7 protein-coding genes, 4 tRNA genes and 1 pseudogene are annotated in these 11,981 nt (G+C 54.5%); 11 read left to right on the top strand and 1 reads right to left on the bottom strand.

Translation table 11 applies throughout. From position 1 onward, the window contains the following. Nucleotides 1-17 precede the first annotated feature (17 nt). The 4 genes and pseudogenes from J2X61_RS02270 to J2X61_RS36275 all read left to right on the top strand — a co-directional run bounded on the left by J2X61_RS02270 (nucleotide 18) and on the right by J2X61_RS36275 (nucleotide 2,079). A tRNA-Asn gene (locus J2X61_RS02270) sits at nucleotides 18-93 on the top strand. Nucleotides 94-98: 5 nt separating this feature from the next. Continuing rightward, nucleotides 99-187: transfer RNA gene (locus tag J2X61_RS02265), tRNA-Ser, on the top strand. 149 nt (nucleotides 188-336) lie between these two features. Further along, nucleotides 337-1,134 (top strand): annotated as a pseudogene (locus tag J2X61_RS36280) (HAMP domain-containing protein); the annotation flags it as partial. Next, nucleotides 1,129-2,079 (top strand): methyl-accepting chemotaxis protein, encoded by a 951-nt coding sequence (locus J2X61_RS36275; RefSeq protein WP_396135393.1) that lies wholly within the window; start codon nucleotides 1,129-1,131, stop codon nucleotides 2,077-2,079. The pseudogene J2X61_RS36280 and the gene J2X61_RS36275, both read left to right, overlap by 6 nt. 60 nt (nucleotides 2,080-2,139) lie before the next feature. On the opposite strand, the gene corA is transcribed toward J2X61_RS36275, so the two are convergent. Next, the gene (gene corA / locus J2X61_RS02255) at nucleotides 2,140-3,069 is read right to left on the bottom strand and encodes a magnesium/cobalt transporter CorA (RefSeq protein WP_274467481.1); all 930 of its coding nucleotides are present in this window, start codon (nucleotides 3,067-3,069) and stop codon (nucleotides 2,140-2,142) included. Nucleotides 3,070-3,223: 154 nt separating this feature from the next. Here corA and J2X61_RS02250 point away from each other — a divergent pair. The 7 genes from J2X61_RS02250 (at nucleotide 3,224) to J2X61_RS02220 (ending at nucleotide 11,967) form a co-directional block, all read left to right on the top strand. Next, nucleotides 3,224-3,295, top strand: a tRNA-Glu gene (locus tag J2X61_RS02250). Between the two features lie 17 nt (nucleotides 3,296-3,312). Then, a tRNA-Leu gene (locus J2X61_RS02245) sits at nucleotides 3,313-3,394 on the top strand. Nucleotides 3,395-3,607: 213 nt separating this feature from the next. Then, nucleotides 3,608-4,723 carry an LLM class flavin-dependent oxidoreductase gene (locus J2X61_RS02240; protein ID WP_310185506.1) on the top strand — a complete coding sequence of 372 codons (1,116 nt, stop codon included), beginning with the start codon at nucleotides 3,608-3,610 and terminating at the stop codon, nucleotides 4,721-4,723. Nucleotides 4,724-4,966: 243 nt separating this feature from the next. Next, the gene (locus J2X61_RS02235; protein ID WP_310185503.1) at nucleotides 4,967-5,386 is read left to right on the top strand and encodes an Rrf2 family transcriptional regulator; all 420 of its coding nucleotides are present in this window, start codon (nucleotides 4,967-4,969) and stop codon (nucleotides 5,384-5,386) included. Nucleotides 5,387-5,537: 151 nt separating this feature from the next. Then, on the top strand, nucleotides 5,538-6,122 hold the full coding sequence (locus J2X61_RS02230; RefSeq protein ID WP_310185501.1) for an NAD(P)H-dependent oxidoreductase: 585 nt from the start codon (nucleotides 5,538-5,540) through the stop codon (nucleotides 6,120-6,122). Between the two features lie 164 nt (nucleotides 6,123-6,286). Then, nucleotides 6,287-9,364: a beta-galactosidase, LacZ type gene (lacZ, locus tag J2X61_RS02225; RefSeq protein WP_310185499.1), complete on the top strand. Its 3,078-nt coding sequence runs from the start codon at nucleotides 6,287-6,289 to the stop codon at nucleotides 9,362-9,364. After that, on the top strand, nucleotides 9,361-11,967 hold the full coding sequence (locus J2X61_RS02220; protein WP_310185496.1) for a family 78 glycoside hydrolase catalytic domain: 2,607 nt from the start codon (nucleotides 9,361-9,363) through the stop codon (nucleotides 11,965-11,967). The genes lacZ and J2X61_RS02220 overlap by 4 nt, the downstream gene beginning before the upstream one ends. The last annotated feature ends 14 nt before the right edge of the window (nucleotides 11,968-11,981 follow it).

Raw genomic sequence — 11,981 nt, 5'->3', positions numbered from 1 at the left:
AAATAAAAATACTTCATTCCCTGATAGCTCAGTTGGTAGAGCACTCGACTGTTAATCGAGTTGTCACAGGTTCGAGTCCTGTTCGGGGAGCCATATTTGGAGAGATACCCAAGTGGCTATAAGGGGACCCTCTGCTAAGGGGTTAGACTGCGTAAGCGGTGCGAGGGTTCGAATCCCTCTCTCTCCGTACGAAGCTTAAAGAATAAGCTCTGATGGCATTTTTGCCGTCCGGGCTTATTTTTTTTGCGGGAATTATCTAACAATTGCCTAATATTTAATAAACGATTATGAGATATAGTGAGTAAAACTACATATAGAGTGACAGGGGTTGAACGTATGGCACATCTTTTATCCATCCGAGTACGATTGATTTTGCTGCTTCTTGTGCCTTCCATGTTGTATTTAGCCACAAGCATTTATTTAATGGGACAAAATAAATCCAATACTGAAGTATTGGCATCGTCACTTTACGAGACAACGGATAAAAGCACATCATTGATTTTGAATGCCGATAGAGACATGTACCAGGCGTTAACGGCTTATCAGATGCTCGTTTCCGGGAAGCTCGGCGCTGAGGAGAAGACGGAGCAGCTCAAAGTGATGAAGGAGAATATCGAGCAAGCGAATATGAGAGTGGAGCAGGCCGCTGATATTATGAAAGCGAAAGGTCTGCACCAAATGGTTCATCTGGCAACGAAGCTGACAATTGAGCAAAATATTGCCGGTTTTCACGCATCATTTGATCAGTGGGCGAAGGAAGCGGATGCAGCGGTACAAACGCAGGGCAGAGGGGCTGCCGCCGGCAATGATCTGAAATTGATGGCTGAGTTCGAAAAAGGCCGGGAAGGCATGAATCAGATCGGAGAAATTTTGGATGCGTACGCCCAATCGAGCATTCAGGACATCGAGGCTGGGAATAAACAGACCGAACGAGGTGTTTACATCTCCGTTGTAATGATTATTGCTTTGCTTGCAGCGTCCGGTTGGCTTGTAATCAGTAAAATTATGAAGACGGTCACAACGATTCAGACGGTAACCTCTCGAGTTGCGGCAGGAGATCTCCGCCATGAACCCGCTAAGAAATATGCCAAGGATGAACTGGGCAAAATAACGGAATCCGTCGATTCGATGGTGCTGAACATCAAAGGATTGATCGGTACGATTGCCGCTAATGCGCAATTTGTTCAGGACGCATCGGTCGAGCTTTCGGATAGCTCGAAGGAATCAGCTACGGCTGCCGAGCATGTGGCCGGCAATATTCAAGAAATGTCCCATGACGTCGAGGTGCAAGTCAGAGGGAGTGAAGAAACGAGCCGAGCCATTGAAGAAATGGCAATCGGCATCCAGCGGGTAGCCGAGAATGCCAGCGTAATGGCTGATCATTCTTCGCACACCTCCGAGCATGCGGCACTGGGCAACGATCTGCTTGGCAAGCTTCAGCAGCAAATTGTAAGTATTTTGAAATCGGTAGACCAGCTTGCAGAGACGGTGCATTCATTGACGCGAAAATCGGACGAGATTGGACTTATCGCTTCCAGCATCACAACGTTCGCCAATCAGACGAACCTGCTGTCGCTGAACGCTTCCATCGAGGCAGCTAGAGCGGGAGAACACGGCAAGGGCTTCAACGTGGTAGCGAATGAAATCCGCAAGCTGGCTGCGCAGTCCATCGCATCCGCCGATGGTATCAACCAGCTGATTCATGAGACACGGACGGAGATCGCCAGCGTATCCCAGTCCATGCTTACGACGAAGCAAGAAGCCGGTACAGGCTCGGCGATGATGCAGGAAGTGAATCAAAGCTTCCAAACGATCCTGGCGTCGGTCACTCATATTGTTACGCAAATTCATGAGACATCGGCGATTACCGAGCAAATGTCGGCAAGTTCGCAGCAAATTTCCGCGACGATGGATCATTCGGCTGCCAGCTCGGCGCAGATGCTGGTGAAATCCCAGACCGTTGCCGCGGCAACGGAGGAGCAGCTGGCGATGATGCAGAACATCGCTGCCGCTTCCGAGCAGCTGCGCTCGGTCGTTAATACGCTGAATGAATCCGTAGCTTTCTTCAAAATTGTTTAGGTATTTAACATACAAAGGCACCCCCTGCGATACACGATGCAGTGGATGCCTTTTCGTTTTTTAGAACCAATGCTTGCGCTTGAAAAAATACCACATCGCGCCCCCCATGCCGATCATCAGGATCCACACGTACAGGTAGCCGTGCTCCCAACCAAGCTCAGGGATGTTTTTGAAGTTCATGCCATATAGCCCGACGATGAAGGTTAGCGGCAGGAAAATGGTGCTGAAGATGGTCAGTGTCTTCATAATTTCGTTCATCCGATCGGACTTCATGCTCATCTGCAGCTCCAGCAGTCCTGTTAGCGATTCCCGGAAAATGTCCAACGAATCGACGATGCGCGTAATATGGTCGATAATGTCCAGAAAATACACATCGTCTTCCTCCCGGGTGTAAGGGAAAGAGTGATGAGCGATCGCAGTGAGTGTGACGCGTTCCTCCATAATGACCCGGCGAAGCTGATGCATCGTCCGTTTCAGCTGGAACACGTCCTGCGCGATCCGAATCGCCGGATTCATATAGACGGACTGCTCCATGCTGTCCAGGCGGTCGTCCAGATGCTCCACGATGATGGTATAATCGTCGACGCATTGATCCAGGATAGCATGCAAAATAGTGCCGGGATGGCTCAGCCGCTCAGGGATCTCCTGGCAAGTCAGATAGAGCTGGTCCAGGAAGGGAAGTTTTTCTTGGTAGACCGTGATGACGAAGTTCGGACCGATGACAATGGCAATCTCCTGCGGTTCCAGCCGCTCGGATACGGCGAAGAAAGTCAGGAAAGCATGGTCCTTGTAAGTATCCATCTTGGGCCGTTGATTTAATTTGATGGCATCTTCAACAAGGAGCGGGTGGCAGTGGAACATATCGCCTAGAATGTGTTTCACTTCATGGGGCGAAGCATGTTCCAACCGGACCCAGACGACTTCGTTTGATCCGGGCGGGCGTACAGCATCCTCACGGAGTGTTTCGCTGGCGGAATCATAGATAAGCATGGATGACAAACCGAACACCTCGAGTTAGGGTAAGTTGGTTTCAGCATATCATATAACACCGATTGCGTTCCATATTTTGTGCTTGTCAATTGTAAGAGTATCCTTTATAATAACAATTGTCGTCAAAAGGGCTGCACAAGCTACTGACATTTGCGGCCCGTTGGTCAAGTGGTTAAGACACCTCCCTTTCACGGAGGTAACAGGGGTTCGAGTCCCCTACGGGTCACTTTTATATCCTCTTATGCGGTCGTGGTGGAACGGCAGACACACCATCTTGAGGGGGTGGCGCTCACAAGGCGTGAGGGTTCAAATCCCTCCGACCGCATCCCAAGAAAACTCTTACTTCGGTAAGGGTTTTTTGTTATTTTTACGGACCTTACGGGGATGGCTAAAGAGCCTAATGCGCGGATTTGGAGGCGCATCTATTGACCTGCAGCTGAACAGCTTGTAATCGGCGAGGGAAAAGTACAAAATATACTTAATTAGCAAAGCTAAAAGATAGAAATGTCAAGAGCTTAAGCACTAGGAGGAATTGCGAGTGGAAATAGGGATAACGACTTTCGTAGAGACAACGCCGGACCCTCGAACAGGCGAAGTGATAAGTCATGCGCAGCGATTGCGCGAAGTGGTTGAGGAGATTATTGCAGCAGACCAAGTAGGATTGGACGTCTTCGGGGTGGGCGAGCACCATCGCCAAGATTTTGCGGCGTCATCGCCTGCCGTGCTGCTGGCGGCCGCAGCGACCCAGACGCGTAAAATTAGGCTGACAAGCGCAGTAACGGTACTGTCTTCCGATGATCCGGTGCGTGTCTTTCAGGATTTTGCAACGCTGGACGGGCTCTCGAACGGCCGTGCGGAAATTATGGCGGGGCGGGGCTCCTTCATCGAATCGTTCCCGCTATTCGGTTATGATTTGAACGATTATGACGAGTTATTCGATGAGAAGCTGGAGCTGCTGCTGGAATTGCAGAAGTCCGAGAAGGTGACCTGGCAAGGCAAGCACCGTCCTTCCATCAACAATTTGGGCATTTATCCCCGCCCGGTTCAGCATCCATTGCCGGTGTGGATTGGCAGCGGCGGCAATACGCAATCGGTCATTCGCGCAGGCTTGCTGGGACTGCCGCTCGTTCTGGCTATTATCGGCGGAAGTCCGGTTCAGTTCGCTCCGCTCGTGAAACTGTATAGGCAAGCGGCGGAACGCGCAGGCCACGATGCCTCCAAGCTGCCGGTTGCTTCGCATTCGCATGGCTTTGTTGCCGCGGATACGCAAGTCGCCGCGGATAAGTTCTTCCCGCCGACGCAGCAGGTTATGAACGTGCTGGCGCGTGAACGCGGCTGGGGACGTTATGACCGCTCCAGTTTCGATGCGGCGCGCAGCTTCGAGGGCGCGTTGTACGTCGGCGATCCGGACACGGTTGCGCAGAAGATCATCCACCTGCGCAAAAACGTAGGCATCACACGGTTCATGATGCACGTGCCTGTGGGCTCGATGCCGCATGAGGATGTGATGGAGGCGATCCGCTTGCTCGGTACGGAAGTCGCGCCGCGCGTGCGGGCCGAAGTGGCGGCATGGGAAGCGGGCGGCCAAGGTAAGGACCAGCTAACGGTCACCACAGCCGTTAATGCCGAACTTATGGCCCCGTTACAAAGTTAACGGACACGAGAGACCTTATTTGCCCGGTACGGCGCAAAATCATGCCTAAAAAGAGCGAATAACGGCGCCGGTGTCCGTTAGCCATTCATAACAGCTACATTCCCCAGAATAGGAGCCGCTGTGTGCCGCTGTGTCCGTTAGCCATCCGCCCGGGCGCAGCTAACTGGCTGTTCCAGGCACAGCTTGACGAACTTTAATGTAACTGATATAGTTACATTAACATCATTGCCAAGGAGGTATCCCATGATAAGCAGCCGCTTTTCCGTAGCCATTCATATTCTGGCTTTAATCGATATGAATGATGGGAAGATCACCTCCGAGTATATAGCAGGCAGTGTAAATACGAATGCCGCTGTCATTCGCCGCATTATGGGGATGTTAAGCAGAGCCAATCTGATTGCTTCCCGTCCAGGTGTTGTCGGCATTAAGCTGATTAAGCCTATTAAGGAAATTACTTTTTTGGACGTATATCGGGCAGTGGACCTTCCGGAAGAGCACGAGCTGTTCGCCCTGCACCAAGACACGAATCTCCAGTGTGAAGTAGGGAGAAATATACAGTCGGCGCTGGAAAAGCCGCTTCGCGAGGCTCAAAGCCAAATGGAACGTGTGCTCGCAGGCACAACGGTCGAGCAGATCGTGCAGGATATCAGGAGTCGGAGCTAATTTTTTTTGAACTTAAATGTAATGTTAGTAGTTACATTACATTTACAGGGTATACTTTAACATGCAGCTACAGATACTTCGAGTTGGTGGTGTGACTTGCTCCAAGAGGGGTAAGCTTTATCATAAATCATTTTTTTAGGAGGAATTACCGATGAATCATTTAATCGTATACGCACATCCGCATGAAGGGAGCTTCAACAGCGCAATTCTGGAAACGGCTGCAGGAGCATTGAAAGCCAAAGGTCATGAGGTTACGGTGCGTGATTTGAACAAATTAGGTTTCAATCCTGTTCTCTCGCCCGCAGATACGGCTGCGCTTAGAGAAGGGAATGCCCCAACCGACATTCGAACGGAACAAGAGTATCTGGCTAAGGCCGATGTCATCACGTTCATCTATCCGATCTGGTGGACGGGGCTGCCGGCTATTCTGAAAGGCTATGTAGACCGTACATTTTCGTATGGCTTTGCCTATCAGTACAATAGCGAAGGCGGAATCGACAAGCTGTTGACGGGCAAAAAAGGGATCATGATCAACACGTACGGCACTCCCGGCGAGATTTATGAAGCGATTGGCATGAATGCTTCTTTGAAGCAAACTTCAAGCGCAGGCATTTTCGAATTCTGCGGCATTGAGGTTGTGGAGCATCTGCTGTTCGGCGGCGTCACTTCGGTCGCGACGGATGAGGACCGCAAAGGGATGCTTGCGCAGGTTGAGCAAACGTTCAGTGCGCTGTAACGGCTGCAGCGGCCAACAGATAACCCTGACTCTTGAAGCGGAGTCAGGGTTTTTCGCGTTTGAGCACGGTTTTCATAACATAACGGGTCGGTTTTCTCCCTATTCGCGCCATGGACTGTGGGCTATGCTTAGTAGCATCGGGATCACGATGGAGGCGAAAGATGATGAAGCCGAGAGAACATGTTCCGGATTGGCAAGATCTCAACGTGCTGGAAAGAAATACGGAGCCGCCGCATGCAGATTTGCTCCCGTTCGCGGATTGGGAGAGCGCGTTGGCAAACGAGCGGGAAGGCTCGGACTATGTGCATGTATTGAACGGAGAATGGGATTTCTCCTATTACGCATCTCCTGCTGAGGTGCCGCAGGCTTTTCATGCAACAAGCTTTATAGCGGCAGATTGGGCCAAGCTCCCGGTTCCTTCCAACTGGCAGCTGCACGGCTATGGACGACCGCATTACAGCAGTTGTCCGTATCCATTTCCGATCAACCCGCCGCTCGTGCCGAATCAGAATGCTGTGGGCTGCTACCGGACACAGTTTGAGCTCCGCAAAGGCTGGGAGCATCGGAAAGTCCATCTGACTTTCGAGGGGGTGGATGCTGCCTTTCACCTGTGGGTGAACGGACAATTCGTCGGCTACAGCCAAGGGAGCCATTTTCATTCGGAGTTTCATGTAAGCCCTTACTTGCGTGAGGGGACGAATTGGATGGCCGTTCAGGTGTATCAGTGGTGTGACGGCAGCTATCTGGAAAGTCAGGATAAATGGCGGATGAGCGGGATTTTTCGCGATGTGTATTTGCTCAGCTTGCCGCACGTGTCAGTTCGCGACGCCCGCGTAAGGACGCAGCTGCATGACGGGCATAAAGCGGCGAATCTTCAGGTGCTCGTTCAATTAAGCGAAGGGGCGGCACGCACGGAAGCCGCCGACTCCACGGTGATGCGAATATCGCTGCTGGATGCGGAGCGCCGGATTCGCTGGGATCATTACCACACTCTGCAGCCGGATGACCGCGTCGTGGAGCTGGATGAACAGGTGGCGGAGCCCCGTCTTTGGACGGCGGAAACCCCTTATTTATACACGCTGCTAATCACGTTATATGATAACGAGCAGCAAATCGTAGAAGTCACAAGCGTCAACGTCGGCTTCCGAGAGGTCAGGATCGAGGAAGGGCGCCTGCTCGTGAACGGCAGCCCGATTATTGTGAAAGGCGTCAATCGCAACGAGTTCGACTCGGAGCTCGGCTACGTGACGACGATGGCGTCAATGGTGCAGGATATTACGCTCATGAAGCAGCATAACATCAATGCCGTTCGTTTGTCTCACTATCCGAACGATACGCGGTGGTTGGATTTATGCGATCGATACGGTTTGTATGTGATTGATGAGACGGATCTCGAGACGCACGGGTTTCATTTCTACGGGAATGAAGGTTATCTTGCCCAGCAGCCTGAGTGGCGAGAAGCCTTCGTGCAGCGCGCGAGGAAGATGGTGGAGAGAGACAAGAATCACCCCTCCGTCATTATTTGGTCGCTGGGCAACGAGTCCGGCTATGGCCCCAATCACGATGCTATGGCGGCATGGGTGCGGGAAGCCGACCCTACGCGGCCCATTCATTATGAACGGGCCTACGATGCCCCGGTCGTTGATATTGTCAGCTCGATGTATCCTGCGGTGGAGACGATCATCGAGGAGGGACGCAAGGACGATCCGCGTCCGTATTTGATGTGCGAGTTCGGGCACGCCATGGGCAACGCCGTCGGCAATCTGCAGGAATATTGGGATGCGGTGTATACGTATCCCCGGCTGCTCGGAGGCTTGATCTGGGAATGGGCCGATCAAGGCATACGGCAGCGCACAGAGACAGGCGAAACCTGGTACGCCTACGGGGGCGATTTCGGCGAAGAGCCGCACAGCGGCCACTTTTGTCTGGATGGGCTGCTGTTCCCGGACCGGTCGCTCAAGGCTTCCATCTTGGAGTACAAGAAAGCCATCGAGCCTGTGAAGATCGAAGCCGTCGATGTGCTGCGGGGCCGGTTGAAGGTGCGGAACAGGTATGACTTCGCGGCTCTGTCCCATCTGCACGGCACGTGGAGCTTGCTGCGTGACGGGATCGTCATCGACGAAGGGGAGCTTCCGCAGCTGCACACGCCGGCCGGGCAGTCGGAGGACATCGTCGTCCCGCTGAGGATGCTCTTCAACCATAAGGGCGAATACTGGCTGCGCGTCCGATTCACGCTGCGGGAGGCGGAGGTGTGGGCGCAGGATGGGCACGAGATCGCGTGGGCGGACATCCCGCTTACGGTCGTTGCGGAGGAAGCGGACGCGGCTCTTTCCGCCACCGGCGGAAGGCCGCTAACGCTCCGGCAAGCGGGTGACGAGATCACGATCGCAGGCGAAGATTTCGAGGTGCAGTTCAGTCTAGCCCGCGGCACGATGACGGGCTGGACGTACCGAGGCGCTGCCTTGCTGGAAGAAGGACCCAAGATCAATCTGTGGCGGGCTCCGGTCGACAACGATGTGCATCTCGCCAAAGAATGGGTGAAAGCCGGGTACGACCGGCTCGTTACCGATGTGCGCGAGGTGAAGGTAGACTCTCTGGCGGATGGAGGCTGGCGCATAACCGCCGAGTCCTTGCTTGGCCCGCGCGGCGGCAAGCTTGCCTTCCGCGCAAACGCCGTCTATACCGTCGACCCGGACGGAGCGATTGCGCTCACGGTGCAGCTTGACCCGCTGGAAGAGCTGCCGCCGCTGCCCAGGTTCGGGGTCGAGCTGGTCATGCCGGGAAGCTTCGAGCGGTTCGGATGGTTCGGACGCGGTCCGCACGAATGCTATGCGGACCGCAAAGAGAGCGGGAAGCTCGGCATCTACAGCGGCTCCGTGGAGGAGCAGTTCGTGCCGTATTTGAAGCCGCAGGAGAACGGCAATAAGACGGATGTGCGCTGGTCGACGCTGACCGATTCGCAGGGGATCGGGCTGCAGTTCACGGGACAGCCGCTATTCGATACCAGTGTTCATCACTACACGACGGCGGATATGACACAGACCAAGCATGTCCACCGTCTGACGAAGGTTGATTCAACGATTGTGAAGCTGGACGCCCGCCAGAGCGGGCTTGGCAATCACAGCTGCGGCTATGCGCCTACGCTGGAGACTTATCTGATTCAAGCGCAAACGATGAGCTTTACGATTCGTCTGAAACCGGTCGTGCTCTCGATAACACCATCAACGGAGGGTTCCTTATGACATTACGAGTTGCTGCTTGTAAAACCGAATACAGACATGATCCTGTCGGTCTTGACGTTCTGGTGCCGCGTCTTTTCTGGCAAGTGCAGGATGACCGGCAAGGGGCGAAGCAAACCGCCTATCACATCCAGGTCGCCTCTTCCCGGGAGGCGCTGGAGCGCGGCGAAGCGGATATGTGGGACACGGGCAAGGTCAGCTCCAGCCAGTCGACGCACATTCCGTATGCGGGCAATCCGCTGCAAGCCGATGAGGACTATTATTGGAGAGTCCGGGTCTGGGACGGCGGGAACGAAGCGTCGGCGTGGAGCGATACGGCCAGCTGGACGATGGGGATTTTGTCGCGGGGCGATTGGAAAGCGAAGTGGATCGGCCGGAAGCCTGAGACGGACTTGCCGATGCAGCCTTCTCCTTACTTGCGCAAAACGTTCGCGGTTCACAAAAAAGTGCGCCGGGCCACCGTCTATGCAACGGCACTAGGCGTATATGATCTGCATCTGAACGGCGAGCGGCTCGGCGACTATTTAGCCCCGGGTTGGACGGATTATAACATTCGTGTACAGGTTCAGGCCATGGATATTACAGAGAAGTTAACGGAGGGCAACCATGCGTTCGGCGTTATTCTAGGCGATGGCTGGTATGCGGGGACGGTAGGATTTCTGGGCAGTAAAGTGTATGGCGAAAGGCCCTTTTTCCTCATGCAGGTCAGCATTCATTACGCGGATGGAACGAGAGAGCGAATCCTAACGGATTCGAGCTGGCGAACAAGCCGGGGACCCATTCAATATTCCGATATGATCAAAGGGGAAACGTATGACGCAAGGGAAGAACTAACCGGGTGGACCGAGCCGGATTATGAGGATTCGTCTTGGGAGACGCCGGATGTGCGCGCCGGGTACAATGGCCTGCTGGTCGCGGCGATCGAGCCTCCTATCCGCATTACGCAGACCATGAGGCCGATCTCCATCCAGCGGACGGAGGCCGGGACCTACATTTATGATATGGGTCAAAATATGGTCGGTTGGACGGAAGTCCGCGTCCAGGGCGAACGCGGGACGAAGGTCACACTCAGCCATGCGGAGATGCTGAATCCGGACGGTACGCTGTACCTGGATAATTTGCGCGAAGCCCGCCAGCAGGATCATTACATCCTGAAAGGGGAGGGGCTGGAAAGCTATGAGCCTCACTTCACGTTCCACGGATTCCGATATGTCGAGCTGATCGGCTACCCGGGTGAGCCGGATCTGGACACGATCACGGGGAAAGTCGTCCATTCGGATACCCCCGTGACGGGCACGCTGGAGACATCGGACCCTATGGTGAACCGGCTCTACGCCAACATCACGTGGGGGCAGCGAGGCAACTTCCTGTCCGTGCCGACAGACTGCCCGCAGCGGGACGAGCGGCTGGGCTGGACGGGGGATGCGCAAATCTTCGCCCGTACTGCCGCCTATAACATGGATGTCTCCCGCTTCTTCAGCAAATACGTGTGGGATATGGTCGATTGCCAGCAGCCATCGGGCGCTTTCACGGACGTTGCTCCTGATGCGGGTTGGATTCGGCACAAAAACTGGAACACGCGGCTGAACTGGTTCGCTCCGGACAACTCCGGCTGGGGAGACGCCGGGGTCATCATTCCGTGGACGATCTATCTGATGTACGGCGATGCCCGCGTGCTGGAAACCCATTACGAGGCGATGGTGAAATGGGTGCAGTACTTGCAGAACACGACCGACGGCCTGGTAAGGCCGGGCTATGCCAATTACGCCGACTGGCTGTCCATTGGGGCGGATACGCCCAATGAGGTGCTGGCGACGGCATATTTCGCCTACAGCACGAAGCTGCTGGCGCAAATCGCGGGCGTGCTGGGCCGAAGCGACGACGAAAGCCGGTACAGCGCGTTGTTCCACGACATCGCCGCCGCCTTCTGCACCGCTTTCGTCGGTGAAGACGGCCGTATTCACGGCGATACGCAGACGGTCTATGTGCTGGCTCTGCAGTTCGGCTTGCTGACGGAGGAGCAGCGCAAGCAAGCGCTTGACCGCCTTGTGGCGGACATCAAGGCGCGGGGCGACCGCTTGTCAACGGGCTTCCTCGGCGTGGGCTACCTGCTGCCGGCGCTGACGGACAACGGGCGTTCGGATACGGCCTACCAACTGCTCACGCAAGAAGCTTTCCCATCCTGGATGTATTCCATCAAGCACGGGGCTACGACGATTTGGGAACGATGGGACGGTTGGACGGAAGAGAAGGGCTTCCAGACGCCGTCGATGAATTCGTTCAATCACTATTCCCTGGGGTCTGTCGGCGAGTGGATGTTCAGATATATGGCCGGCATCGAAGCGGATCCGGAGGCGCCCGGCTTTAAGCATGTGATCATCAAGCCGAAGCCTGGCGGCAATCTGAGCTATGTGAAGGCCAGCTACGAATCGTTGTACGGCACGATCACAGTGGCGTGGAGCCGCTCCGGGGAAGGCGCGTTCCGGCTCGAAGTGACGGTACCGGCCAACACGTCGGCAACCGTTCATCTGCCGGATGCTTCAGGCGCTCCGATTCATATTGATGCAGGAAGCTATGTGTTCGAAAACGTTTCTATGCTAAACTAAGGGCATATTCCAGG

This window comes from Bacillus sp. 3255, from assembly GCF_031456485.1.
Classification (GTDB): domain Bacteria; phylum Bacillota; class Bacilli; order Paenibacillales; family NBRC-103111; genus Paenibacillus_E.
Note: the sequence above shows the minus strand (reverse complement) of the source record. Positions and strands in the feature narration are given on the sequence as shown.

Coding starts and splice junctions, on each gene's coding strand:
- J2X61_RS36275 (WP_396135393.1), top strand. CDS start 1,129: ATGGTGCTGAACATCAAAGGATTGATCGGTACGATTGCCGCTAATGCG.
- corA (WP_274467481.1), bottom strand. CDS start 3,069: ATGCTTATCTATGATTCCGCCAGCGAAACACTCCGTGAGGATGCTGTA.
- J2X61_RS02235 (WP_310185503.1), top strand. CDS start 4,967: ATGATAAGCAGCCGCTTTTCCGTAGCCATTCATATTCTGGCTTTAATC.
- J2X61_RS02230 (WP_310185501.1), top strand. CDS start 5,538: ATGAATCATTTAATCGTATACGCACATCCGCATGAAGGGAGCTTCAAC.
- lacZ (WP_310185499.1), top strand. CDS start 6,287: ATGAAGCCGAGAGAACATGTTCCGGATTGGCAAGATCTCAACGTGCTG.
- J2X61_RS02220 (WP_310185496.1), top strand. CDS start 9,361: ATGACATTACGAGTTGCTGCTTGTAAAACCGAATACAGACATGATCCT.